We start from the raw sequence: 26,281 nt of genomic DNA on the forward strand, positions 1-26,281 counted from the left end.
GCGTTCGTGATAAAAAAAGTTGTCGAAGTTTAAGATTTTCAAGAACCGGTTTTTTACAATGAAGCAATTCAGACTTAATCGACTTTTCAATCCCATTTCAGGCAAATGTTTTGATGTCGCAATTGACCATGGCTTCTTTGGCGAAAGCTCCTTTCTTCAAGGTATTGAAAACATTGAAGAGGCGATCGATATTGTAGTGGCGGCAAACCCCGACGCTATTCAACTCACGGTCGGGCAGGCCCACTATCTCCAATCAATAAAAGGGAAGCAAAAACCCTCCTTGGTGCTTCGTACGGACACTGCAAATGTTTACGGAAGCAAATTATTTCCGACGTCGTACAGTCTGGTTATCGGCCATGCTGTTGAACAAGCCGTAAGGCTGGATGCGGCATGCATTTGTGTGAACTTGTTTCGAATTCCCGGAGCGCCTGAAGTAACAGAGTCATGTATCAGGAATATTCTTGCCCTCTTGCCAGAAAGTGAGCGGTATGGAATGCCGCTAATGGTTGAACCGCTGGTTTTCAAATCCAATGAAGTAGCCGGTGGCTATACCGTTGACGGAGACTTATCCAAAATAATTCCGCTGGTGAGACAGGCTGTCGAGCTCGGTGCTGATATTATAAAAGCCGATCCGACGGATAACACCGAAGAATATTATAAGGTCGTCGAGATTGCCGGAAAAATTCCCGTGCTAGTCAGAGGGGGTGGGCGTGCCACGGATGAACAAATATTGCTACGTACACAACGCCTGATGGCTCAAGGTATTGCCGGGATAGTTTACGGTAGAAACATCATCCAGCATCCGAGTCCAGCGGCGATTACGAGAAAACTAATGGAGATCGTCCATTTTAATGATCAGCTTACGAAAATTAATACACGATGAAACGAATATTCTTAATGTTGGTATTGTGCAGTGCAGTGTACACGGTTTCCTCGCAGGACAAGAAACTTTCACTTGACTCATTAGGTGCTTACAAAATCATTAAAGATAAGTCCGGGAAGATTCTTCCGTGGTTTAAGCCTGAAGTACCTGGCGCTGCATACGCACATGTGTGTAAGCTCGCAAGCGAATTTATTAAGACGGGCACCCCGATTGAACCACGTACAGGTCTACCGTTGTACCTTGTTACATGTTGTTTTGAAGGTCCTCACTTAAAGGGGCAGCAAGCTTTTGATGCTGGAAAAACCGGCGAAGACTGGATGCATAATCCCGCCATGACCTACGCAGGCATGGTTCATAGCCTGGTAATGGGCTATCGTGTTTTCTCTGGGGATGAATCGTACGTTAAAATTGTGAAAGATATGCTCGACTATCAGTTGAAGCATGGCACCACTGAGAAAGGCTGGATATGGCCTCAGGTTCCCTACGCAAGCAGCAATCCGTTCAACAAGGAATATTATGGCGCGACGCGTTGGGAGAACGATGGCATGCGTGGGGATGGACTTCATGGCATAGAGCCCGATAAAGTAGGTGAACTTGGATATGCCTATTTGCTTTTTTATGAAGTTACAATGGACACGACATACCTAAATGCAGCAATACATTGTGCTGACGCATTGGCAACAAATATTCGCGACATTGAAAAAATAGATGCTGGTGAACCTATCACCGATAAATCACCGTGGCCCTTCCGGATCAATGCAAGGAATGGAAAAATCATTGATGAGTTCTGCTCAAATGTAGTTGAACCTGCTAAGTTGTTTGAGGAATTACTTCGCATCCGCCCTACCATTGCAGTTACGAACGAACAAGTCAAGTCATGGACGAGGGCGAGGGATATGGCCTGGCACTGGCTGTATTCTAAAGGCGGCCCCATGAAAACTTATATCTGGAACGCCTACTTCGAAGATGTTCCCAGTGATCCCCGGCAAGCCAACAGAAATCAGGTTACGCCAATGGAAACAGCGCGCCACATCTTGCGCAATCCCCATCTTGATGCCGACATTGACAGGACAATTCCTGCGCTGCTCCATTGGGTAGAATCAGCATTTGGAACGGAAGGTATGGATGCCATTAAAGAACAAACCTGGTGTTATGAACCGATGGGAAGTCATACGGCAAGGTTTGCAAGTATTTGCGCGCTCTGGTACGAACGCACTGGTGATGTAAGGTTCAAAGAAAAGGCATATCGGTATTTTAACAATGCAACCTACAGCACAGATCAGAACGGCGTTGTGCGTGTAGGTCCCACGTGGCCAAGCAGTTGGTTTAGCGACGGATACAGCGATTACATCCGCCATTTCTTAGACGGTTATGCAGCCGTGCCGGAATGGGTGCCGTTAGATCAGGATCACGTTCTTCGTTCTTCATCTGCCATCCAAAAAATTAGCTATTCCAACAGTTCGATACAAATGAAAACGCATGACAACAAAGGTCACCTAACCGTCCGGATGAATGCTAAACCAAAGTCGATCTCCATCGGAAATAATAAGCTGGTCGAGAAAAAAACGTCCGACAATGCGTGGTCATGGACCGCTATGGAAAAAGGCGGACTATTGAAAATCAATTATTCAAATGGAAACGAGATCACGGTCTCAAAATGAGTTGAATGATATCGTCCTTGATACATAACAATCGATATTCATTTAACTAATGATAAAATGAAAACCTCTCTGCTCCTCTTCATTTTAATAAGCGTGCTATTCTTTCAATGCAAAACCAATGATCAAAAAGCTGTGCCTACGCCAACAGAAAATAGGATTGTTCGGGAAAACAAACTTGAAGGTACAACTTCATGGCTGATCAACGTGCCTGAAAAACATTGCGACTATCCTGACCATCAATATTGCAGGCGCCCTGAAGTGGAAGCGTTTTGTTCAAAGGCAAGCTACCAGACGGGTGATACGCTGCATATTTTTGTCAGTACCAATCCGGCAGCTTCTTACAACATTGAAATATATAGAATGGGCTATTACGGCGGCAACGGCGGACGATTAATGAAATCGTCGGAGACCCTGCAGGGCAAACCACAAGTCGTTCCAACGGCCGGGAAAAATAATCTTGTGGAATGCAAATGGGATACTGCCTATTCCATGGCTATTCCAAAAGAATGGGTCAGTGGTGTTTACCTCGGAAAACTTACAACACAAAATAATGATCAATCTTACGTCATCTTCATATTAAAAGACCAACGTGACGCTGACGTTATATTTCAATGTTCTGATATGACATGGCAAGCGTACAATCGATATCCCTACTGGCACTCCATGTATGACGAAGGGCAAAAGGCTTGGGTTAACACCAATGGCGCACGCATAAGTTTTGATAGGCCATATTCGTTGTATATAAACGCCCTGCCTATGGATTTCGCCCCGTTATCAAATGGATCGGGGGAATTTCTGTTGTGGGAATTTCCGCTTGCGTTCTGGCTGGAGAAAGAAGGTTACGACGTAACTTATATTTCAAACACCGATACGCATGCAGATCCCAACGGGCTCCTGAGAGGAAAAGCATTTCTATCGGTGGGCCATGATGAATATTGGACACCCACGATGGTTAAGAATGTTAGCCACGCACGTGATGAAGGCGTCAATTTGCTTTTTCTATGCGGAAATTCGGTGGATGGATCAGTTTACCTGGACAAATCCTGGGACGGTCGTCCCAACAGAATAACGGGTCGCCTACCCGAAAGAGAACTTCCCGATGAGGAGGAACTAATGGGTTCATCATCTTACGGTGTCGGGTATGGTGACATTGTTTGGAAAAGCACGCATCACTGGATGTTTCAGGGAACAAACCTTAAAGATGGTGATGTTACTAAGGAATTGGTAGGTTGGGAATATCATGGCTATCCGTTAAAAAAGGATACAAGTCTTGTAGTATTGGGTACTTGTGATATACAGCCAAACAAATTCGCCAACGATAATCCGCCTGCACACGCCGTCACGATTTACACCGCCGCTAAGGGTAATTTTGTTTTCAATGCAGGTACATGCTTTTGGAATTTACCACTGTCCACACCTCCAGGTTTCCAGACCCCTGTTAACAACCAAGGCGATCTCGGAAAAAAAGTTGTAAATTATGTGAAAGACGATCCGAAGATTCAAAGAATCACCAAGAATTTATTAGACAGAGCAATTGGTGGGGCATCTACAAGCAACAGCCGACGAGGCGATACGACGGGCGATTGATGAAAAACTATTCTATTCCTAATCGTTCTTTTAATTCTACCGGCCACTTTATCGTGACGTATCCTTTTTCAGCTTTTTCTTTTGGAAACAAATCGAATTTGCCATCGTGATACCAATAAAAGTTCATGGTGATGTTGCCGGGGTCTTCTGCATAGAACTTTTTCGTTACGTCAGAGAGTGCACCAATTACATCCAGTACCTCATCGTTTTCAATGGGATGTACAAATGCGGAACCTTTTGTGGGAATAGCGACGATACTCCCATGGGTGCCAATACTGAATCCAGCATTTTTTTCCAGTTCAACGATGTAGCTTGCAGAAAAATCGCCGCTAAAAAATGTAAACATGTTGTATTGATTTTGAAACAACTCTTCGTTTACTTCGATGGTCTCTACTGACACATTGCTTAACGCGATCTCAAATAATTCTTCCTCCGACTTATTCCAATCTTTAATGTTCTCACGCTTGATAAAATGAAATTGCTCGCTAAAATCAAGAATCAGAAACGTATACGTCTCGGGCAGATCCATCCGATGTACATAATCGCTAATCTTGATCTTTGGAAAGGTGTCTGATGATTTTAAATACACTTTCAGAAATTGCGCCGCATATTCAAAATCACTGTATAGGTATTCCTTAGCAAAAGGTATCACCTGATTTTTGTCAAGATGTTCATTGACGAGGCGATCCCAATCGGCCTTGTCGTTTTTTGCCAGGACACGAACCAGGTTATCCAAGTAATAATGTCTTGGCTGGTTGCCAAGATCTACGACAATTTCGCCTTCGTTAATTTCCAATATTTTCTGACCCGCATTATCAAGATACTTTTTATACAATTCAACAATGAAGTTGTATCCTTTTTGGTCAACCAGTCCAGCGTAGCTTGACGGCAATGGTAATAACTTTGCTTTTTTGAATAGGTTAAACATTTTTAGTTTAATGCAAGGTCAAGTAAAATGAAAGTAACAAGGATGACGGAGGAGATACACGCAGACGCAACATTTCCACCGTTCGCTCAAGTCCGGAGACAGCCTTTTGTAATTTGAAAGATACCTCCACTAAAAATTCCACAAGTAAACCAATCCGGTCATTTAATACGGAAGTCAGATTGATCCTGATTTGGTCAAAATACTCAGACGCAGAGATCGCAATAATTAGATCTCCTCAAGGCGTTCGACCAAGGCTATGAGGCTAAGCAGTTGGAATACGGCCAAACGATTGGAATTTAAGCGAATCAATTAGCAACCTCAATAATGTTCGGTTACGAGAGTCGATTTGGAAGTCGGTAGGCGCGTGAAGTAATTTTTGTTGTGCAATTGCAATTTCAGGAAAAATAGAGGTATCAGTTCTAGATTTTTTTACGGAAAAAACCACCCTAAAAAGCTAGAGCAAGGGCGCACGGTGCACAATCGAATTGGAACGTTTTGTTTCAATGACCTTTTGAAACCGTTATCCCCATAAAAGATATGAGGATAACGATCAAATGCTATTTTAATGAGACCGCTTTGGAATCCTGAGGACTATACGGTCCATATATCGCATCGCGGAATTTTTTATGAAGTTTGCCATCAAATGGTAATACCTGAACAAATAAGACCGCCGTTAGCTCATTCACCGGATCTACCCAAAATAAAGTACTTGCTGCACCATCCCAGAAGAACTCTCCTACGACGCCATTGTTTTCAGACGCAGTGGCGGGAGGATGGAGACGTACAGCGAAGTCTATTCCAAATCCGACCTGGCCTTTGCTTGGCAGCCACATGCGTTCTTTAACACTGTCCGCCAAGTGATTCGTTGCCATCAATTTAACAGTTTCTGGTTTTAAAATCGTAGCATTGTCGAAGGTGCCTTCATTCACAAGCATGCGTGCAAAACGCATATAGTCATCTACGGTTGATGTTAAACCAAATCCACCCGGCTTCAACGGCCAATCTTTTGAATTAAACGCATTGGCATCTTCATCGGGTATTCGTGATAATTTCCCATCATCACCTTTTCTGTACAATGCCGCAAATCTGGCTTTGTCGCTTTCCGGCACAACGTATCGTGTATTGGACATTTTAAGCGGATCAAAGATTGTTTCTTTAATGTATTGGTCGAATGGTTTGCCAGACAAACGTTCCACTAAAAATGCCTGTACATCTACGGATGGGCCATACGCCCATTGCTCGCCTGGGTGAAACGCCAACGGGAGACTCGCCAGTTTTTTCGCCATTTCTGCCAGGGTATTTTCTTTGTTCATTGGGTCAGCCGCTTTTAACAAGGGTCCAAGGCCTGGCATTTCAGGGTTAGTTGCAAACCCAGCAGTGTGACGGGTAATATCGCGGATGGTAATTGGACGTTTCGCAGGCTCCAATATTAGCTTTCCGGAAGCATCAATTCCTTTAAACACTTTCATGTTAGCAAACTCAGGAGCATACTTTGCAAGCGAATCATCTAATTGGAAGGCCCCTTTTTCATACAGGGTCATCAATGCAACGCCCGTCACAGGTTTGGTCATCGAAAAAATTCTCGTCAGGGTGTTTCGGTCCATCGGAATATTTGATTCCCTGTCAGCATGACCAAAAGCGTTGAAATATACCTCCTTGTTTTTTTCAACAATTAAAGCAGATACACCGGCAATTTTTCCTGAATCGACCAAGCTTTTCAGCGTTGCATCAATACGGGTTTTGGCCGAGTCGTTAACAACATAGGAAACACTTTCAGTACTCTCGACTGTCTTTGAAGGCTGGCATGCACCCACAAAAATAAGTGCACCGAGTAAAACATAAATGATTTTGTTCATTGAATTTATTATAGGTTAATTGGTTTTGCTCGAACTCAGGGTGTGAATGCTAAGTCTCTTTTAAGTTAACAGGTTTATTAGCGAACTGAAAGAGGTTAAATTCTGGCAAATACAAAAGTCTATTATGAGAACAGGTAGGAAAGGCTTATGACCGGAGCGTAATATCAATTCGCATGTTTTTTCTTAATCAACTGATTTCTCCCTTGCACTGTTCACATTGCCAAGCTGCCATCAGGCTGCTTGGACTTAATCACGTCGATCGCTTTAAAAATAACAATGATCTCCAACAGCACCGCCGGAACTTGAATTATCAATCCAATGAAAGATAAAATAATGGTAAGGAAAAAGCACGCTGCTACAATTTCAAAGATTCCCGCTAACTCTGCGACCCTTCCCAGAGATTTGTCAAGTCGTCTCAACGCAACTCCATAAATGATACCAATGCCACCCAGCGAGACCGAAGCCGCCAAAACGATAAGCTCGCCTTCCAGGGAGTCGTAAAACGTGGAAACGATATCATATCCTATGATTAAAACATAAGCACCTATCAGAATCACCGTTATTATTTTCAACAAATAATTCTCAAATATTCCGGCAATGATAATTATGCCCCTTTGGAAGAATAAGAAAGAAATGATTATGAATGTTTTTAACACAACATACACCGTATCACTGAGTATCATTTCTTTTTCCACTAGCCTTAAATATTCAACAGGCCCTTCCAAGAATCCCAGAATAAAATAGATCACGCCAAACACCCATGCGATGTTTAACTGTCTAAGTAAAAAATCGGAAGATTTATTTAAATCCACATCAATCAATATCAAATCCCGCAGCCAGTTCGAACCGGATTTGGCCGATGTATTATCGTCAAAGGAAATTTGATCCAGGTCATAGTCCAGCGCGGTGAGTATTGTTTTTACAGTATAACTCCTTGGCACCACCTCCCCGGCTTCAATCCTTTGGATGGTCCGCACGCTTATGTTGCATTTTTCAACAAGGTCTTCCTGGGTCAGACCTTTTGCCTTTCGTAATTCGGTAATTTTTCGTCCTAACGCTGGCTGTTTCATGGTGTTGGATTTATTGTGACCTGCCGACTTCAATAGTAAGTTCGTTCAGAGAATTGCTTAAGACAATTTTACTTTGAAGTGATGAACTGTTCAAAAAATCAGTGGGAACTTCACCCGACATTTACCCGCCATTGCATATAATTTTCTGTACCAATCACATAATCAGCTACTTACTGAATCGAGATTTCTAATTCGTTGATGAAGCTCAGTTCCATGAAATTTTAAGAATTACAAAAACTTAAAGCGTGAATGCTTCAAATTTGTAAAATGCAGCTGCCTGTTTCCAGACGAACCCAAGCCCCATTATTTATTCAACCAGCTTCTTAAGGCCGTCGATTACCACCGCCCAGTTCTCAGCAGAATGTTTAGCCTTCCCTTCGTCATAGTTTGACTGAGTAATAGAGAGTTTAGTCCCGCCCTCTACCTGCGTAACCTCATATTTAACAAAGAGATAATTCTCAGGCTGGTCCGGTAGCCCAGCCCAATTGCTCAGGTAACTGAAGCTAAGTGTATCGTTGGGAATATATTCTAAAACTACTCCTTTGTCTTGATATTTTTTGCCTTCATACTCCCCTTCCCAAATGATGGGACTGCCTACTTTCCAGTCGGTTATCTGACTTGAGCCGAAGAAATATTCGCGAACCATCTCCGGGTTGACTAAGGCTTCCCAGACCTTATTAACCGGGGCTTTGATAAATGTTTGATACGTAGATTTGAAATTTGTCTGCATAGAATTTATTTGAAGCGATTTTAAATAGCGAGCAGCGAATCTTTCGAGCGCATGATTGATTCCTGAATTTATCATGTTACCATATCCGTTCGCAGGAAGCAACGCTATGAAAGTAAATGCTAGTTTATAATGTTTTTCTAATTGGGCTTTCGTTCGTAATGCAGCACCACAATTCCGCTATCAAAAGATTTGGCTGTGACCAAATTCATATGCTGCCTGTCATTGAAAATCGGAAGGCCTTTTCCTAATGCGACAGGGTTTATAATCAAATGAAGCTCATCAACAAGTTGTGCGTTAATCAATGAAGATACCAAAGTCGCTCCCCCATATACAAGCATGTTTTTACCTTTTTGGCCCTTAAGTTTAAGCACTTCTTCTACAACGTCACCGCTTGCTAGGTCGGTATTCTGCCACCCGCCAGGTATTGGTTTTGATTTTTTCAGGGTTTTAGAAAAGACGACCCTCGGTGTATCCGAAATATGTTTTGCAAATGAATATCTCGGGTCGTCGGGATTTTGTGATACGTGTGCCCAATGCGCAATAAATCCTTCTTCTGCCATTTGCCTGCTTATCAAAAAACAATCAGCGGATTTTGTTAGATCGGTATGATAAGTCCGCAATGCTTGATCCCATTTCCATTCGGGCCCCCAATTCCAAATCATCCAATCTGTTTTTCCGTCTGTTTCTGCAATATATCCATCGATCGATATCTGCACCTCCAACACTAGTTTTCTCATTGCCAGTCTTTTCCTTCCGTCAAAGCTAGCAACATATAGGCTGCGAGGCCGGTGTAAATACGACATTGCAGAGGCTATTTGCGACACCTATGTATCCTATTATCAGAAAGTAATGGAATATCTAAAAGCCTATACGCTGTCTTACGCATTCTCTGATTTGATTAACCTCTTATTTTTAGACAATTCAATTTTTATCAGGCGCGGACCGATGCGAAGGATTCCTCCTTGCTCTCATCGCCCAAATCAAGAGAATTCCCCAAAATGCCAGAGGACTCCCGCTGGGTCATGCAAAAAACACTCCTTGCCCCAATGGAGTTTTCGAACTGGAACCAGTCTTACTCCTTCATATTTATTTGCGAGGTCCAGAGCCCGAAGTTCATTCCAGAACCGATCAACATCCTCCACCTCTAAAAAAATCATCGAATTATCAATCCAGTCTTTAACGTAAGCATCTTGGAGATAAAAGCCCAATCCTTTGGTTTTGAAATACGACATGTTCGGAGCCAAAACACTTTCTTCAAAACCTAAATCGCGGTAGAAATTTCTGGACAACTCAAAGTTTTTAGCTCCAATGAAGGGTCGAATCGATTTTGCTTTATGTTCCATCATTTGATTTTTGTCACGAATGATTGAAGAATTGAAATTGGTCAAAATCAAGTATGTACCTTGTAAAATTTCCCATGTGGATTTACACTAATCGTCCAGATAGGTATCACTCCATTTCACAAAAATATTTACGAACACGACTTTTCCATTGTAAATAATATGCATTTAGAATACTATTTCTGAATAACCACCATAGAAAGACGATACCCAGTGCAATTTGAAACGGTATTATATATTCCATAAACACTATTTTTCACTTTAACCTCATGTCATTATCCAATACAAATTTATCGAGTGTTTGCATAGCAGCGCACGTTAACAACCTACGAAAAATTCTGATGCAATGAAAATGCTAGCGCAGAAGGGCAAAAATCCGCCGATCATAAAACACAGACAACTACAAGTGTGGTCATCACCACTTGTGAATTCTTCATCGATTTACTAATGTCACTTCTCTGCGATCGCTTTTGACTGTGGAAAAAAGACGCTTAATGGTGTATTACCTATGGTTATGATATCACTTACATCGCCTAAAACTTCATCAACCAACCCAAATGCTTTTGCTTCCATTGCATTTAAGTACCGATCCCTTAAGAAATATTCTTCAATCTCCTGCCACGTATGGCCTGAGTGCTTTCCCATCAAATGAAAGAGTTGTGCTTGTAAGCGTTCTTGCTCGCGTGTAGCAATGCGAACATCTTCCGTATAACCCTGTGCACCGCCGCCGGTTGGATGCATGTGTATCGTTGCATGAGGTAAGGCATAACGTTTTCCTTTCTGCCCCGACGTTAGCAACGCTGTGCCCATACTCGCAGACACACCAACAGCCACGGTAGAGACTGGTGCCTGAATCATTTGCATCGCGTCATAAATAGCAAGACCTGCATAGACACTTCCGCCCGGGCTATTGATATACAAATTGATAGGCTGTTTCTGGTCAAGGCTATTCAGGTATAGCAGCTGTGCGACGATGACATTCGCAACTTGATCGTCGATCTTAGTGCCCAAAAATACAATTCGTTCTTTTAACAATAGGCTGTAGATATCATAAGCGCGCTCGCCATGGCCACTGCTGTCAATAACCATGGGAATGATACTCGATTGAAACATCATAGTTTATTTTTTAGAAAATAATTCAAAGGTGGTTTTCTGGAATGTTTGATACGATGGATCTGTAAACAACGTTTGGTGTACACGGGAAACTTCCGACTTTATTTTTCTACGGCCAGAGACACGAATAATTGAATAAAGTTTACGCTGCATTTCTACATGGACATTGAGCAACGGATCAATTAAGAGTTTTGCTTCAAAAAGCAATCTGGAAGAAGTGGGTAATTTTCCGAAAATATATTTTTCAATTTGGCTAATGTCATTTGAAGTCTTCATATCCCATTGATTTAGCTTTTACCATATTTCTCATTCTTTCGATGCATTTGAATTTTTGTACAGAGGCAGAATGGACTGACGAAAACCCAAACACTGATTTAATCTCTTTTAAAGAGAGGTTATCATAATAGATAGCCTGTAGTAATTCAACGCATTTTCTGCCCGTCAATTCCAGCAGGCTGGCAAGTCGGTTGAAGGATGTATCAAAGTAATCGGCTGGAATAGTTATCTCACTTTCCGTTGCCTCCAGTCCAACTTTTTTTTGGTCATCATTAAATTTCCGAATCCACAAGTGTTTTGCGATTCCGACCAAATAATATTCGGACGACACGGTAATTTCCAATTTCTCAAGGACTGTTTTTTCGTACAAGATCACAAGGGAATCCTGGAAGATGTCTCTTGCATCTTCAAAAGATCCTCCCCTGTTGGCCACAAATCTGGCCACCTTAGGGAATGCATCTTCATACAGTTGGGTAAACCACCGTAGGCGGTCCTCCGAAATTGTAATATTGGATTGTGTTTCTGTGACTTCCATAGTCTTTATTGGTAAGTGCATTTGTTGCTACAAATATCACCTTGTTTTATGAAATATTTTTGGCGCCGACTGAACGCGTGAAGGTATGCGTTCAAGGAAAGTGATTAGTCGTCTACCGGCGGATACTCAGGTGTGTGAGGCTTTTTTACTGTTCTCAGGTTTTTTTAATTGCAAATCGCCTAGCGATTGGTGAGTATTATTAACGCTAGTTAACGGCAGTCTTTCAACAATCTGGCTACGAATCCTTTTCTTTCTACGGCGGTCAACCACAACATAAATAATCAGCAAAATCAGGGATGCTGCCGTAATCCAAACGAGCGCCCATTCAATTTTTTCATTCTTACCAAAGATAGCCAGCAGAATAATGAGTGGTGTTATGCCAATCAACGTCGCTACAATGTATTTTCTATAACCCATCTTTAACAAACCTGCCATAAAGCTCAATGCATCATTCGAGAAAGAACATAAACGCGTAATCATGATTGCGCCAACACCGTAATCCTGAATGTATTCTGCAATCTTGCGCTGGTTTTGAATGCTCACAAACCTGCCCAGTGTTACCCTGCTTAGTTTTTGTCCGATGAAGTACCCCAACGATGAAGCTGCAAACACACCCGCAAAAGAAATCACGGCGCCCCATACGGGACCATAGCTAACAATGGCGATCATCATTAATAAAACATTGGGAATCACAAACAAAAACATTTGCAACATCATGCCCAGAATAATTATGACCGGCCCAAATATGCCAAACGTGGAGACCCACCGTTGAATGCGAGCGTCATCCTCACCAGTAAGCACATCTGCGGCGGTATTGATCTCTTGCTTAAACTCTGGAATGAAAAAATAACTGGCAGCAAATGCAACCGCCAAGGAAAGATAAATGATAAAAGGTGTTTGCCTAAAAAATCCTTTTCCTCGTGCCATGACGGTTTGTTTGTACTATATAGCACTAACCACCGGAATGTCTTCTTTGTTTAAAAAAACGATTTTACCTTTTTCTCTTGCAACTTTAACCATTTCATCGGCACCCGCTGAACTACCGCCAATCCGTAAGACAGCATCAACATGATTGATAAGTTGGATAGCAACAGGATGAAAAATTGAATTAAAAATATCATCCCCAATTTGCTTTGAACCGGCTTCTTCAATTAACGGCAAGGCAAACCACTCTCCCATTACAGGTAAATGACCCTTCCGGAAAAGCTCCAGCGACACCGTTGTCATATGTTTAACATTTGCCTGAATCAATTCGGCGTTATCATTTGTACCGGATCGGTAAGGTCCGGCGACGAGGATCATGAGTGATGACATAGGTTATTATTGTTACGATTTATGATGAAATTAGGCATAAGCGTGCTGATCTCGATTGTCTACTGACGTAAGACTTCTGACCTACTCGTTGTAATCAGCTTTCAAAAGTCCGTGAAGCATCACATACTGTAACAAAATAACAGTCTTGGCATCCCTAATCTCACCGTTTTTCATCATGCTAATCGCTTTTTTGAGCGGAAGTTCAAGCACTTCAATATTTTCATGTTCATGTTCTGCGCCCCCGCCTTCATTTACTTTCTGCTCCTCCGAGTATTCGGCCACAAAAAAATATAATATTTCGGTTACTGATCCTGGCGACATGTACAATTCGAATACTCTTTTGACGTCATTAATCTTGTAGCCAGTCTCTTCTTCCGTTTCCCGGCGAATACATTCTTCAGGATTTTCTTTATCAAGCAGTCCGGCACAAGCTTCCACTAACATACCGGTGGGGTTGCCGTTGATAAACGTCGGTAACCGGAATTGCCGTGTAAGGATTACCGTTTCCTTTACTTTGTTGTATAGCAAAATGGTCGCACCATTCCCTCTGTCATATGCCTCACGAACTTGTTCCTGCCACGAACCATCGTGAAGCTGGTACTTAAAAGTGAATTTCTTTAGAACATACCAATTGTCAGAAAGCACTTCACTGCTAATGATCTTTACCCTTTCATTTTCCATTACCGTGTATTCAAACGTAAAGCAATAAATTACCTGAGAAAAAAAACTTAATGTACATTAAGAAAAACCTTTTTTATGAATACGCTTTCGCATGGCGCTTAAAAATTCAGGGCTAACACCAATGTATGAAGCGATTTGCTTCTGTGTTACGCGTTGAATCAATTGTGGATATTTCTTAACGAAATTTAAATAACGTTCTTCTGCAGGCAATGACAAATTCTGAATGATACGAAGTTGTTCACGGATGTAAGCGTTTTGCATGAGGATTCTGAAGAAACGCTCGAACACAGGAATGTCAATTAATAGCTGATCGAAATTACTTTTGCTGAGCTGGAGCACAACACTGTTTTCCATAGCGCTGATATATTGCATTGCCGGCTTCTGCATGGTAAAGCTGTACATATCCGTAATCCACCAATCGTCAATCGCCAACATAATTATATTTTCATTACTATTGGTGTCGAGGTAAAATGCCTTCAAGGCCCCGGAATGAATAAAATTAATATCGCGTGCTACTTGCCCTTCCTTCAATAAAAATTCCTTGCGCGAAAATTCCTTAAGCTTTAATAGAGACGTGAAGTGAGAAATTTCTTCATCCGTCAAATGAATGTGTTTTGAAATATTTTCAAGTATCAGCTTTGAATCCATGGATTTTTCATCATTCGTATTTTGATGTTATGAGTAGCGCGCCATTCTCAATCCCAACATAAACACCTAAACACTTAAACACCTAGAACACTAGTGATTGATTTCCAAAAACTTCTTTGCCATACGTTCGCCCATGATTCTTTGTCCTTCTGAATTAAAATGAATCTTGTCGTCTTTCGATTTTAGATCTTGCGTATTGATAACAAATGCATTTTTATCTGCCACTGCATATTTATGAATCTCCTTATTTATTAAGGCCCAATTGGTCTGATTTTCAGAGTACGACCCAAGCTCACCGATTAAAATGGGAACCACAGGATTGCCCACATAATTTCTAAATGTGGCAAACAGCTGTTTCAACCTTTCACCATAATCCGCGATAAGCGAACTTTGCGTGTCACTTTCACCCTGGTGCCATAAAATTCCTTTTATTGTACCGTACTTCTTGATGATGTCAACACGATTTTTAAAGTTGCTTAATAACTTAACATTTCGGTGAAGAGAGTCACCAAGCCATTGCTGCGAAGAACTACCGCCAACGGCTACAGGTAATAGTAAAACTGTAATTGATTCATCGATATTTTTCACCAACTGATTGGCAAATGCATATCCACAATCCAGCCCTGTTAAATTGGGCTCGTAAAAATGCAACGGTTCTTTTGCCATGATAATTTTATTATTGCTATCGATGGTAAGAATCCGACTGTTAGGAATTGTGTCTTGCGGTTCCACTACTCCCCGACCGGCCATATTTGATTGGCCCGCCATAATAAAAATCCAAACATTTTTTTTCTTGGGAAGCTTCTTTGGAATCTCAACTTGACGGGGAAAATAGCGTGTCCTATCATCCTGACCTGATACCGTTAGGCACAACAATATTAAACTCACTGATACTAAAATACTATGCATGGTCGGACACCGTTTTTTTGCTTTTCGAGGTGTGAAAGATAGATATTGGGCCCAACAAGTATTCATTAAAATGTTAAAAAACGTCCAAAAACTTACCTGGCGGCTATTAAAAGAATTTGATGACGCCCAAAGTCTTGCGAATTCGTGATTTTTGTTCTTGATTATGGCTTTCAAAAAATGAAGAATTGTATAAATTCTTTTTGGCTTTGTCTATAGTTGTGCAACATATCGAATCCTAACTTTTTATTATAGAAATGGAGACTCCATATGAAGTGATCTATAAAAAGATTTGGGATCTATCGCCAAACTTTCACATTCCGGATTCCTACCACAACCTGAACCTGTTAACCCAGGAGTTAATCCACATATACGATTCACAGGGAAGAATCGGGCAAGATCCTTTTGCCTCGACACGTGAGCGAGAGCTTAGCCAACCTTTTCATAAAATTAATGCGCTGTTAAAGGGTAGTGTTTGTCTCGTTACTGGCGGACTTGGTTGCGTAGGTTCAAACCTTGTTAATGAATTGGTAAAGTTTGACGTTGCTAGGATCATAGTTTTGGATAAGAACGACAACACACCTTATCACATTGAATCCGACCATTCGGTTACTGTTGTTCATGGCGATATCCGCGATGCAGAAACTGTGCATGATACTTTCACTGCATACAAACCTGACTTTGTCTTTCATACCGCCGCACAACGCGACCCTGGGTATGCAGAATCGCATATAGCGGAAACTGTCACAACCAACGTAATTGGTACACTCAACATCGTAAAAGCTTGCGAATATACGGGCTCCGTCCGGCAATGTGTGTTTTCGTCAACGGGAAAAGCAAGCCGTTATTTCACGGAGGAAGTATACGCCGGGACTAAAAAAATGTGCGAGTACGTTCTTGACCTGTATGCGCGGGAAGGGCGTGTTAAATATAGCATGGTAAGATTTACACACATGCTCGATAACAGCTTGATGAATGAAGAACTTAAACGAGCTAGTGAATGCGATAAATATGTCAGAGTTCATAGCCCAGGGAAGTATGTGACCGCTCAAAATAAAAAGGAAGCTGCTAGTCTACTGTTGAACGCATTACTATACGCTTCACCCGATCAATGCAATTTTTTACTGGTAAAAAATCTTGAATGGCCGGTTGAAAGCCTGGAGGTAGCGTTGTATTATATAAAAAAATCATGCAGGAATATTCCGGTTGTCTTCATCGGTAATCCATTGGGATACACTGAAAAATTTTTTAGGGGACAGATGGATTGGTCTGATCCAAGCGAACTCAACCTGCTTATCAATGTCTACGAAAATAAATCGCGTACGGTTAACAGTGAGGGCGACATTGTTATATCTCACATCTGCCCGAGTTCAAAGGTTGTGATCGAAAAAGCACTTTGCCGAATCGAACGCGCATCAGGTGAAAAAGAATCAAAAGAGATGCTTGTCCAGGGTTTGAAAGAAATGGTAAGAGATGCGTTAACGAAGGTCAATAAAAAAGACACTGTTGACATCCTTAATTGGGGACTACAACAAAAATACCTTGATATTGAAAAAGCAAAAGTTTCTGATTATGGCGCCATCATTCCAATGCTATTTGAATCGCTTGAGGGTACAGTATATTATAACCAGGTGGAGAAGTTAAAAGGAAGCTAATCGGATACCTTTTTGAAGGATGAAACATGAGTCAAAATAAATTGATATTATTTCTCGATCGTGCCATAATTGAACAACTTGAAAGTGCTGCGGCGTATAACACCGACGAAGTTTGTGGCTTCTTGCTTGGCCATGAAGATAAATTTGTGCGAACGATCACAAGAATAATACCTGTAGACAACATTGCCGCTGATAAAAAAGATGCTTTCCAAATAGCTTCAAAAGATTATTTAAAGGCCGAACGTTTTGCAGATGTAAACAATCTCCAATTATTGGGAGTTTATCATTCACACCCCAACTGTCCGGCTATCCCTTCTGAGCAAGACCGGCTGGCCGCCCAGCCATATTTTTCGTATTTGATTCTTTCTGTCACCGATAAGAAGGTAACTTCAATTCGCTCGTGGAGCCTGAACGACTCCTTCCAATTCGATGAAGATTTTTTAATGAGTACTAACAATATCAATCAACATATTAATGGCTACCGTAATTATCCCAACACCGCTGCGTAAATTCACAAACAACAATTCCAAACTTGCTATCCAGGCTTCATCAATTTCAGAAATGATCCATCACCTGACAAATGATTTTCCCGAGTTGAAAAAACATTTACTGGATGCAAACGGTAAAGTCCCCTCGTTCATTAATATCTTTGTAGACGATGACGACATACGGAACTTACAGCAGGAGCAAACCGTAATTAAAGAGAACAGCACTGTCAGCATTGTTCCTGCGATTGCCGGCGGTGCTTATAGGATTTGACTTTATTAGTATGAACCACGAAAATATTCAATTTTCAAAAGAGGAGCTTGCCCGGTATAACCGTCATATCATTATTAAGGAATTCGGACTCGATGCTCAGAAAAAATTAAAAGCTGCCAAAGTACTCGTTATTGGTTCAGGTGGCTTGGGAAGCCCGGTATTGCTGTATCTTGCAGCGGCTGGCGTCGGTACCATTGGTATTGTTGACTTTGATGTAGTAGATGACAGCAACCTGCAACGGCAAGTTTTGTTCGGTGTCCACGACGTTGGGAAATCAAAAGCTGAAGCAGCCCGGCAACGTCTTCAATCCTTGAATCCATTTATTAACATTGAGGTACACAACGTACAATTCACATCCAAAAATGCATTGGAGCTCATTAAAAAGTATGATGTCGTAGCTGATGGAACGGATAACTTCCCAACACGATATCTGGTTAACGACGCCTGTGTGTTGTTGAACAAGCCCAACGTCTACGCTTCCATTTTTCAATTTGAAGGACAGGTTTCAGTTTTTAATTATCGAAACAGCAAAGGTGAATTGGGACCGAACTATCGTGATTTATATGCTACTCCTCCCCCTCCGGGGCTTGTACCCAGCTGTGCAGAAGGCGGCGTGCTGGGTGTTCTTCCCGGAATCATTGGAAGCTTACAGGCCCTTGAAGTGATCAAAGTAATCACAGGGGTCGGCGAAATTTTGAGCGGTCGGTTTTATATTTTTGATGCACTAAATTTCGAATCAAGAACATTCAACCTGAAACGGAATCCCAACAATCCATTAAACGGTGTGAATCCTACCATAAAAGAACTTATCGACTACGAAGAATTTTGCAGCGTAAAAACAGTAGAAAGGGCTATAAAAGAAATATCGGTCAAAGAACTTTATGATTGGCAAGTGCGGGGGGAAGATTTCCAATTGATTGATGTGCGCGAGCCTCACGAATATGACATTGTTAACCTTGGCGCAGAACTTATTCCGCTGGGTGTTGTGTCAAAGCATGCGGAGAAAATTGATAGAACGAAAAAAGTTGTTATTCACTGCAAGACCGGCGGCAGAAGCGCCAAAGCTATTCGGGAACTGGAAGATAAATTTGGATTCACCAATCTATACAATCTTAAGGCGGGTATTTTTGGATGGATTGACGAGGTAGATCCGGAATTAACGAAGTATTAATTGCGCTGTTGATAATTAAAAAAACGGAACACAACGATCGTTATTAATCTTATTACTGACTACAGCGTTTAATTTGATTTCATAAATTCAATAATCTCCTTATAGTGGGGATTTCGTGAATTGAAAAATTGGGTGATCATTGGAACATGCTTCTTACCCTTGAGTATCTTAAAGTTTGGCTCAGGAACAAATTCTTTTAAGGCGAGAATAAATTTTTCGTTGCTATCGATGATGGAAGAACGTGTCTCTTCTCCCACATAAATTAGCATCGGAGGCATGCCTGCATGTAAATGATACAGCGGGGATGCTGCCTTCCAGGCATCAGGATCTGTCGTGAAAGTTTTAAAATAAGTATGATCCGGAGGAAGTTTTTCCTCTTGAAGATACCCATACATGTTCAGTCCGGCGGCGTCAATGAGGATGGCTCCCTTTATGGCATTAGGATATCCCAGGGAATCCATGTATTCCTTCCTCACGGCTACAAGAGCAGCGAGGTGACCTCCGGCTGAATGACCAGATACAAATATCTTCTCCGGGTTCCCGCCATATTTTTCGATGTTTTGCTTTATCCAACGAACGGCTTTTGACACAGCAGTGGCCATGCCGTTGTAAGTCACCTGCGGGCTTAATGGATAATCAATAATGACGACCACGACATCTTTCCTTGCCATTCGCCTTCCAAGAAAATTGTAAAGCGACTTCTTTCCGGAATTCCAGTTGCCACCATGTATAAACATAAAAACGCTTTTAAGGCTTGTGCTTTTCCTTGGGGCAAAGACGTTCAGTTTATTTTTTTTTGGGGATAACCCCGGATCGCGATAGACTATGTTTTGAGATTTTCTTACGCTTTTGAACGCACAACCAGATGACGCTAACAATAAAAGGCAAATGAAAACTAAAGATGTGCCTGATTGGAACTTCATTTAAATGGTATTTATTCACAACATAAGTTCTGAAATGAGTTTACTCCCATTTCAGAACTTAAACGTGATCTCCACAAGGTGAGATTTTTTGCTGTACGATACCAGTCAAAAGTTACCTATCACAGGTTATTTCACCATCTCCATATCCATTATTCTGTCGTAGGATGGCTCGATCACCATCTTACCACTTTTGTCAATCATTCCCCACTTGTCTCCTTTCTTTACCGCAGCGTAACCATTCTTAAAAGCGCGTGAGCCGTCAAACTGGGGTTGGATTACCCATTCACCCTGTGCATTGTAAAATCCAACTTTTCCTCCTTTACGTCCTTCGGCCAGTCCTTCTGAAAAATCACTCCAAAGATCCGTATCCTTAACATTGATGAATTCGCCGCTTTTATTTACATATCCCCATGTGTCGCCCTTTTTAACCCGGGCTAAACCGGTTGAAGGATCAAATTCTTTGGCAGCAGTGAACTGAGGTTGTATCACCCATTCACCGTTCTTGTCAATGAATCCTACCTGGTTGTCAGCGGACTTTGCCCACGCTAAACCACCGACAAAATAACCTGTACTTTCGAATTTCGCCTTGATTGCGATTTTACCGTTGCCGTTTATATATCCGAACGTTTTATCGGCAGCGCGATAGGGCGCCAGGTCTTCAGTGAATTCCTTAACATCAATGACGGAACTTTCAACAGGCGACTCTTCACCTTTGGTATTGAGAACAATAAAGTTTTTATTCAATGTTGCAACGGCATGGCCACTGTTAAATCCTGTGACGTGATCGTACTTTGCAGGAATCGCTAGTTTACCTTGACTGTTCAGATAACCCCATTTTTCTCCTTGACGAATCGGAATCATTCCATCGTTAAAACCTTCCAGGTCAAAACCAAACCGGTCAATTAATTTAAAATCCTTAACTTCTGTTTCCAGTTTTTCGCCCTTTGTGTTGATGAAGTAATACTGGCGGCTTTTTGTATCATAGATTGGTGCCAACCCATCTTTTGAGAATTTATGGCACTTCTCGAATTGTGGCGCGATTACTTGTTCGCCCTTTTCATTAATGTAGCCCCATTTTTTACTGTCGACAGGTTTGACCTGTGTTAAATAAGTTTGCGAAAATGCAGAAGTACAAAAGAACACTAATGCATAGCCTAATAAAATTCTCTTTTTCATGTTTATCAAAATGTTGAAGTGTTAAGGTTTGAAGTGTTGATGTTGGTTTAAATATGATTCGGTTGATGGATAATTTCAGCAGTTTTTTTGATTTGATTTGTTAGAGGTAAGTCCTGAATTCTAATTTATTTTTTGTTTTGGTAAGAACCTTTTGTTCATACGTTGTTTAAGTTGGTGAATAAAAGTTAAAAAAAATCAACGAATGAATAATTTATTAAGAGGGCTGATTGCCGGATACGGCGCAAAAAAATTAGGCGGTGGCTGTTTTGGAACCATTATCGTCTTTATCATTATTTGGGTTGCACTGGGTCAGTGTCAATAATTCTATAATTTATTTCCCGCTCTTTCCGAACATTCAAGACGGTCGGAAGGATTAATGGCCCAGGTTTGTAAATCATCGTGCAATTTTGCTTGATTCTGGGCCTTTAGCTTTTTTTAATGAATGCTAACGACAATTCAATCCAAGGGTTGAGGCGTTTTTATAATTTATTGTTCTTTCGCTACAAGGCCAATTCCGTACCAGTGAACATGGTAAGCACGGCCCTGCAGACGCTGTGATTGCCCCGAGCCCATCTCCCATCTCTTACAGGCTACTTTTTTATTAACTGCCATATGTAATTTTTTGTGATCATAGTTTAATATGACGTGAAAAAATCCCGCGGCTTCCCAAGACAACGCGCGAGCAACCTTTATTGCCTTGACAGGGTCCCTCCTTCCATTTTGAAGTTATGATTAATAATAGCCAAGGTGGCCCAAAACTTACACCGGATTTCCAAAGCCCATGAATACGTCCGGGAGTCAGTGTAACCAACGATTCAGAATATGGATGGATTTCCTTTATCTTAGTAATAAAAACACGCAATGCTTTTTTTGAAATTCTTCCTCTTCATTGCACTCACGCTTTCTGCTCACCTCACATTTTCTCAGAAATTTCAGGGCGATAGCTGGGCCGATATCAAAAACTCCGGGTCAGGTGTAATGACTATCATCTATAGTGAGCAGTTTGGCCTGATCCACAAAGACAAAGATGGCAAAATGAAAGGGGTTTGTGTCGATATCCTCACAGACTTTACAAAATATCTCAAAGAGAAGTATGGGAAAACGCTAACCATAAAGTACGCTGCGGAAATTCCCGTATTCTCTGAATTTTTGTTAACAGCACAAAATACCCCGAGCATTCTCGGGGTAACCAACACTACTATTACTGACGAGAGAAAAAAGACATTGAAGTTTTCACCTCCATATATGTCTAACCGGCAAGTAATGCTCACCAGTAATAAAGCACCTTCTATCACAAGCTTAAAGGAACTTCCAACAAAATTTTCCGGGTTTACGGCTCAAGTCATTGCAGGTAGTACGCATGTGCAGTATGTTGAAAAAATAAAGACCGATTATATGCCAGCGCTGACAATCGCACAAGAAGTAAGCGGGCCGGCGATCATCAAGAATCTCATGAACAACCCAAAGCTATTTACAATCATTGACTTCACTGAATTCGTCGATGTTGTTTACAAGAAACTTCCAATTAAGCGGCAAATGGTAGACGTTGGTGTTGTCGAAGAATTAGGATTTATCATGTCCAAACAAACCGACTGGGATGTTCCTCTAAAAGAATTCCTAACCCCGGAGTATCGAAGCAGCGTCGGCTATCGAAAAATTATTTCAGAAAACCTGGGCGCGACCTTTATGAGCCTCGTTAAATAAGGTCGTTAATCTGCTTTAATCAAAACGCGTTTCCATGTTTTGTTATCTCCGATGATTAACGTATCGCCCTTTAAAATAAACGGCCGCTGCTGATCTGTACCCACAAACCAAGGCATCGTGCCACCTTTTACTTCATGGGTCACAACCGAGTTCTTAAAGTCAACGGCATAGGTGCCAAAATATCCAAAAGAATATTTCCATAGAAATTCGTCCAATGTGATGGGTCTAGTTTTTGACTCTTCTTCCGTAATCACCATTGGTGTCTCGGATGACATGTTGATATTGAAAATCTTGCTTTTGGTATAGGTAACAAATCCTTTGGGATAATTACCAAAAGGATATATCCAATTACCCAAAGAGTCTTTGTTGGCAAACTCAATAAGTTGCCAGGTGCCAATTAATGGATTTCCGTTATTCTTATTAACTTTTTTCCGGGAACTGTTTTGGCCGTATGTAAAACAGGAACTGAGTATTAAAGCAAAGGCAAAAAGAGAATGTAATAGGAACTGCATGATATAGTAAAGTCTTTTCTAAATGTCGCACAACAGATGCTGGAAACAAATATCGCTGATAAAACCTACTTGTGAATTGCCTCAATAGAAAACTGTCCTTTATCGAAATCGGTTATTTCAATCCTGTAGATCAGTAAACCTTCTTCATAGCGGTCTTCGCCAAAGAAGTCAATAGGTTGGAAGGTGAACACTTTAGATCTTATAGTAAAACTAATATTGGCGTAGGAATATGCGAAATCGTATTCCGCATCCGGAGAAATATGCCACGGCTCAAGTTTGGAATAGATATGAATACCCCCTGATGTATTTACGGATATATTTTCAAGTGTATGAGATGTCGCATTTTGTATTCGCACTTTTAGTACGCCTGGCTCAACACTGGGATCACCATTGTCGCAGGCATGCAGTATGATCAGCAACGGAATAATGGCTAACTTTTTCATGAGTGTTCTTGATTTTTATGCATTAGACACCAACCATTGTTATCTGGTTGGACCTTATCCTAAAACACAACAAAAAAAGTTTGTCGATTCAGCAAATTCAGATAATTCCTTTGCTGATGCCTGCATCTAAAGTATTGATGCGTCCCAGGATTACAGTCTTTGTATTGTCAATCCACCATCGGCAGTAATTATCTGCCCCGTTGCATAAGGAATTTCGCCAAGAGCAAGTGTGGCCACAATCTTTCCTATGTCAGCAGGTGTACCCCAACGTTTCTGCAGGGTTAATCCTTCTTGAATGAGTTTATCATATTTCTCCTTAACACCACTCGTCATATCGGTTTCTATAATCCCAGGTCTTACTTCGTAAACCGGAATATCCACCGCTGCTAACCGGGTTGCAAACAATTTTGTCATCATGCTCAGCGCTGCTTTTGACATGCAATATTCTGCTCTGTTTATCGACGCGACTTCCGCAGACATTGATGTAATGGTAATGATACAGGGACGTGATTCTTTCGGTTTGTTTGTTTGCGTTAGCATGTGTTGTGCTACCTGCTGCGTAAGAAAAAAAGTGCCTTTCAAATTAATATCCATTAAACGATCATAACTTTCTTCGTCGAGGTCAAGAATATCTTTTCTGGTTTTTGGTGCGACGCCTGCATTATTCACTAAAAGGTCGATAGTTTTAAAATGAAACAATGCTTTTTCAATCATGGCCTTGTGATCATTTAAGTCGCCAATGTTTCCCTGGCAATAAATGACTTCGGCATACTGTCGTAAATGATTCAGTTGATCCTGAACTTCCTCTTCCTCCCGAACGCCATTAATAGCAAGGTTATACCCATGCTTCCCCAGCGCTTCTGCAATTCCCAGGCCGATGCCTCTGCTACCTCCGGTAATTAATGCGGACTTGCTCATATTATTCTTTTTTGATCTCCTTCAATCGAATGGCTTCCGGCAACGCTTTATAAAAAGGATCCAAGGGAAAACATCCTGAAATCATACCATTCCTGGGTGCCGTAGTGCAATCAGAAAACGTACGACAGACCTTGTCTCGTTTAAGATGTTGGTTAGCTAAGATATCTTCAGGCAACTCTGGATATGAAAGAACCATTCTTCCCAGTCCAATAAAATCGGCCATATTATTATTCAATACATGTTGTCCTACATGCGGAAGCCATTCTTGCAGATAAGAATAGGCAGAGCCCACAATTGCGAGTCCGGGAAAATCTTTCTTTATCTGTGCCGTTACCTGCAACTGCCTGGCTACACCTGCGAGTGGATCCTCAGGGGGTTGGTACCCATCGGACGGCGGAAAAAGCGCAGGTCTTTGTATATGGGGATTATAGTACGGACTGCCTGCCGTAATACAAACCAGTTCAATATTCAGCGACTCCAACAACTTTAAAAACTTATACGTCTCGGTTAGATCTTGACCAGTACCGGTGACACTACCGCCAAAGGCATAGGGATAATCGCCCTGAAAAGTAGCAGGAATACCTACATACTCCTCATTTGGAACAAATGGTATCCAGTCGAATGCACTAAAACGAACACCAATTTCTAAGCCTGGCGCTTCTGACCGGATACCCGCAACTATAGACGTGAGAAACCTTGTACGGTTTTCAAAACTTCCGCCATACTTGCCTTCTCGCGTCCGGGCACTTAAAAATTCATGACCGAGATATCCATGACAATGTTTGAGATCCACGAAATGATAGCCGGCTTTTTTTGTAAGCACAGCAGCTTTTACAAAGTCTTCGACAAGCCTGTCGATGTCATCGTCTGTCATGTGTGGATAATCGTCAGGCAAGCCGAATTTCTTATTTAGTATCGGGTGGTGATATAAAATCTGCGGTTCCATTTTTTTCTGGTCATTAGGCTTGCAAAACCGACCGCTGTGGGTCAACTGCAATCCAATGACGAGGTCGTCTGTTTTTCCAAATTTCTCCTGATGCTGTGTAATTAAATCATCGTACAACCTCTTGTATTCATCCAATCTTGAAGCATCCATCAAAAGCTGATTAGGATTTGCTCTGCCATTGTGCCTCACTGCAACAGCTTCACAACCCCACAATAATTTTGCACCACTGATCGCAAAATTTTTCCAGCGACGCTTAGTATACTCCGAAGGTCTTCCATCGGTGGTGCCATCCCACCCTTCCATAGGTAAAATGCAAAAACGGTTGCCAATATTTCGTCCAGACTTCAAAAGAAAAGAGTTCTTATAAGGTGTTTGATCTGGCGGAAGCAATGTTTCGTCGAATGATAAGTTTACATCGATGCTTTTAAGATACTCACGAAAATCCGGAGCTGTTTTAAGCTGGGCAATGCGTTTGAATTTCGGTTTGTGTTTAGTGCTCATCTGGAAAAGGTACCATACCAAGGTACACACTGTCTTAAACATGCG

General features: G+C 41.5%; 30 protein-coding genes. 8 read left to right on the top strand and 22 right to left on the bottom strand.

What is annotated here, in order from left to right; all coding sequences use genetic code 11:
• Positions 1–58: 58 nt before the first annotated feature.
• From P2W71_RS22990 to P2W71_RS23000, 3 genes are read left to right on the top strand one after another with little or no spacing between them, the layout of a single operon-like run.
• Complete coding sequence (locus P2W71_RS22990) at positions 59–883, top strand: aldolase (protein WP_276373752.1); 825 nt, start codon at positions 59–61, stop codon at positions 881–883.
• A complete protein-coding gene (locus tag P2W71_RS22995; protein ID WP_276373753.1) occupies positions 880–2,544 on the top strand; it encodes a hypothetical protein in 1,665 nt (554 codons plus the stop codon). Before P2W71_RS22990 ends, P2W71_RS22995 begins: the two co-directional genes overlap by 4 nt.
• Before the next feature lie 57 nt (positions 2,545–2,601).
• Positions 2,602–4,131 (top strand): N,N-dimethylformamidase beta subunit family domain-containing protein, encoded by a 1,530-nt coding sequence (locus P2W71_RS23000; protein WP_276373754.1) that lies wholly within the window; start codon positions 2,602–2,604, stop codon positions 4,129–4,131.
• A 7-nt stretch (positions 4,132–4,138) separates the two neighbouring features.
• Here P2W71_RS23000 and P2W71_RS23005 read toward each other — a convergent pair whose 3' ends face one another.
• From P2W71_RS23005 to P2W71_RS23075, 15 genes are all read right to left on the bottom strand, one after another.
• Complete coding sequence (locus P2W71_RS23005) at positions 4,139–5,059, bottom strand: DUF1444 family protein (protein ID WP_276373755.1); 921 nt, start codon at positions 5,057–5,059, stop codon at positions 4,139–4,141.
• A gap of 557 nt (positions 5,060–5,616) precedes the next feature.
• Entirely contained in the window at positions 5,617–6,915 is a 1,299-nt protein-coding gene (locus tag P2W71_RS23010; RefSeq protein ID WP_276373756.1) for a serine hydrolase domain-containing protein, read from the bottom strand.
• Positions 6,916–7,127: 212 nt separating this feature from the next.
• Positions 7,128–7,985 (bottom strand): helix-turn-helix transcriptional regulator, encoded by an 858-nt coding sequence (locus P2W71_RS23015; protein WP_276373757.1) that lies wholly within the window; start codon positions 7,983–7,985, stop codon positions 7,128–7,130.
• 307 nt (positions 7,986–8,292) lie between these two features.
• Positions 8,293–8,715 (bottom strand): SRPBCC domain-containing protein, encoded by a 423-nt coding sequence (locus tag P2W71_RS23020; RefSeq protein WP_276373758.1) that lies wholly within the window; start codon positions 8,713–8,715, stop codon positions 8,293–8,295.
• 137 nt (positions 8,716–8,852) lie between these two features.
• A complete protein-coding gene (locus P2W71_RS23025; RefSeq protein ID WP_276373760.1) occupies positions 8,853–9,452 on the bottom strand; it encodes a dihydrofolate reductase family protein in 600 nt (199 codons plus the stop codon).
• 243 nt (positions 9,453–9,695) lie between these two features.
• The gene (locus P2W71_RS23030) at positions 9,696–10,061 is read right to left on the bottom strand and encodes a glyoxalase (protein ID WP_276373761.1); all 366 of its coding nucleotides are present in this window, start codon (positions 10,059–10,061) and stop codon (positions 9,696–9,698) included.
• Between the two features lie 103 nt (positions 10,062–10,164).
• Entirely contained in the window at positions 10,165–10,299 is a 135-nt protein-coding gene (locus P2W71_RS23035; RefSeq protein WP_276373762.1) for a hypothetical protein, read from the bottom strand.
• 206 nt (positions 10,300–10,505) lie between these two features.
• A complete protein-coding gene (locus tag P2W71_RS23040) occupies positions 10,506–11,171 on the bottom strand; it encodes an ATP-dependent Clp protease proteolytic subunit (RefSeq protein WP_276373763.1) in 666 nt (221 codons plus the stop codon).
• Positions 11,172–11,174: 3 nt separating this feature from the next.
• A complete protein-coding gene (locus P2W71_RS23045) occupies positions 11,175–11,444 on the bottom strand; it encodes a hypothetical protein (RefSeq protein ID WP_276373764.1) in 270 nt (89 codons plus the stop codon).
• Positions 11,428–11,979: a sigma-70 family RNA polymerase sigma factor gene (locus P2W71_RS23050; protein ID WP_276373765.1), complete on the bottom strand. Its 552-nt coding sequence runs from the start codon at positions 11,977–11,979 to the stop codon at positions 11,428–11,430. Before P2W71_RS23050 ends, P2W71_RS23045 begins: the two co-directional genes overlap by 17 nt.
• A gap of 126 nt (positions 11,980–12,105) precedes the next feature.
• Positions 12,106–12,906 (bottom strand): TVP38/TMEM64 family protein, encoded by an 801-nt coding sequence (locus tag P2W71_RS23055; RefSeq protein WP_276373766.1) that lies wholly within the window; start codon positions 12,904–12,906, stop codon positions 12,106–12,108.
• A 15-nt stretch (positions 12,907–12,921) separates the two neighbouring features.
• Positions 12,922–13,293 (bottom strand): DUF4406 domain-containing protein, encoded by a 372-nt coding sequence (locus P2W71_RS23060; protein WP_276373767.1) that lies wholly within the window; start codon positions 13,291–13,293, stop codon positions 12,922–12,924.
• 81 nt (positions 13,294–13,374) lie between these two features.
• On the bottom strand, positions 13,375–13,974 hold the full coding sequence (gene nudK / locus P2W71_RS23065) for a GDP-mannose pyrophosphatase NudK (protein WP_276373768.1): 600 nt from the start codon (positions 13,972–13,974) through the stop codon (positions 13,375–13,377).
• A 57-nt stretch (positions 13,975–14,031) separates the two neighbouring features.
• Positions 14,032–14,622 carry a Crp/Fnr family transcriptional regulator gene (locus P2W71_RS23070; protein ID WP_276373769.1) on the bottom strand — a complete coding sequence of 197 codons (591 nt, stop codon included), beginning with the start codon at positions 14,620–14,622 and terminating at the stop codon, positions 14,032–14,034.
• A 90-nt stretch (positions 14,623–14,712) separates the two neighbouring features.
• The gene (locus P2W71_RS23075; protein ID WP_276373770.1) at positions 14,713–15,531 is read right to left on the bottom strand and encodes a sialate O-acetylesterase; all 819 of its coding nucleotides are present in this window, start codon (positions 15,529–15,531) and stop codon (positions 14,713–14,715) included.
• Positions 15,532–15,785: 254 nt separating this feature from the next.
• Here P2W71_RS23075 and P2W71_RS23080 point away from each other — a divergent pair, with 254 nt between their 5' ends.
• Genes P2W71_RS23080 through moeB form a run of 4 tightly spaced genes read left to right on the top strand, consistent with a single transcriptional unit; the run spans position 15,786 to position 19,113 of the window.
• Positions 15,786–17,183 carry a polysaccharide biosynthesis protein gene (locus P2W71_RS23080; RefSeq protein WP_276373771.1) on the top strand — a complete coding sequence of 466 codons (1,398 nt, stop codon included), beginning with the start codon at positions 15,786–15,788 and terminating at the stop codon, positions 17,181–17,183.
• Between the two features lie 26 nt (positions 17,184–17,209).
• A complete protein-coding gene (locus P2W71_RS23085) occupies positions 17,210–17,692 on the top strand; it encodes a M67 family metallopeptidase (RefSeq protein ID WP_276373772.1) in 483 nt (160 codons plus the stop codon).
• The gene (locus tag P2W71_RS23090; protein WP_276373773.1) at positions 17,658–17,942 is read left to right on the top strand and encodes a MoaD/ThiS family protein; all 285 of its coding nucleotides are present in this window, start codon (positions 17,658–17,660) and stop codon (positions 17,940–17,942) included. The genes P2W71_RS23085 and P2W71_RS23090 overlap by 35 nt, the downstream gene beginning before the upstream one ends.
• 10 nt (positions 17,943–17,952) lie before the next feature.
• Positions 17,953–19,113, top strand: coding sequence for a molybdopterin-synthase adenylyltransferase MoeB (gene moeB / locus P2W71_RS23095; protein ID WP_276373774.1), 1,161 nt, complete (start codon positions 17,953–17,955; stop codon positions 19,111–19,113).
• A 68-nt stretch (positions 19,114–19,181) separates the two neighbouring features.
• Here moeB and P2W71_RS23100 read toward each other — a convergent pair whose 3' ends face one another.
• The 3 genes from P2W71_RS23100 to P2W71_RS23110 form a co-directional block, all read right to left on the bottom strand.
• The gene (locus P2W71_RS23100) at positions 19,182–20,036 is read right to left on the bottom strand and encodes an alpha/beta hydrolase (RefSeq protein WP_276373775.1); all 855 of its coding nucleotides are present in this window, start codon (positions 20,034–20,036) and stop codon (positions 19,182–19,184) included.
• A 126-nt stretch (positions 20,037–20,162) separates the two neighbouring features.
• Positions 20,163–21,212, bottom strand: coding sequence for a WG repeat-containing protein (locus tag P2W71_RS23105; protein ID WP_276373776.1), 1,050 nt, complete (start codon positions 21,210–21,212; stop codon positions 20,163–20,165).
• A gap of 486 nt (positions 21,213–21,698) precedes the next feature.
• On the bottom strand, positions 21,699–21,824 hold the full coding sequence (locus P2W71_RS23110) for a hypothetical protein (RefSeq protein WP_276373777.1): 126 nt from the start codon (positions 21,822–21,824) through the stop codon (positions 21,699–21,701).
• A gap of 249 nt (positions 21,825–22,073) precedes the next feature.
• On the opposite strand from P2W71_RS23110, the gene P2W71_RS23115 reads away from it, so the two are divergent.
• Positions 22,074–22,916 carry a transporter substrate-binding domain-containing protein gene (locus tag P2W71_RS23115; protein ID WP_276373778.1) on the top strand — a complete coding sequence of 281 codons (843 nt, stop codon included), beginning with the start codon at positions 22,074–22,076 and terminating at the stop codon, positions 22,914–22,916.
• 5 nt (positions 22,917–22,921) lie between these two features.
• Here the strand turns inward: P2W71_RS23115 and P2W71_RS23120 are convergent, their stop codons facing one another.
• The 4 genes from P2W71_RS23120 to P2W71_RS23135 all read right to left on the bottom strand — a co-directional run bounded on the left by P2W71_RS23120 (position 22,922) and on the right by P2W71_RS23135 (position 26,236).
• Positions 22,922–23,428 (bottom strand): lipocalin-like domain-containing protein, encoded by a 507-nt coding sequence (locus tag P2W71_RS23120; RefSeq protein WP_276373780.1) that lies wholly within the window; start codon positions 23,426–23,428, stop codon positions 22,922–22,924.
• Positions 23,429–23,493: 65 nt separating this feature from the next.
• Positions 23,494–23,871, bottom strand: a complete 378-nt coding sequence (locus P2W71_RS23125) for a hypothetical protein (RefSeq protein ID WP_276373781.1) — start codon at positions 23,869–23,871, stop codon at positions 23,494–23,496.
• Positions 23,872–24,021: 150 nt separating this feature from the next.
• On the bottom strand, positions 24,022–24,789 hold the full coding sequence (locus tag P2W71_RS23130) for a 3-ketoacyl-ACP reductase (protein WP_276373782.1): 768 nt from the start codon (positions 24,787–24,789) through the stop codon (positions 24,022–24,024).
• A gap of 1 nt (position 24,790) precedes the next feature.
• Positions 24,791–26,236, bottom strand: coding sequence for an NADH:flavin oxidoreductase (locus P2W71_RS23135; protein ID WP_276373783.1), 1,446 nt, complete (start codon positions 26,234–26,236; stop codon positions 24,791–24,793).
• Positions 26,237–26,281 lie beyond the last annotated feature (45 nt).

The sequence above is a fragment of the Chryseolinea sp. H1M3-3 genome, from assembly GCF_029360725.1.
Classification (GTDB): domain Bacteria; phylum Bacteroidota; class Bacteroidia; order Cytophagales; family Cyclobacteriaceae; genus Chryseolinea.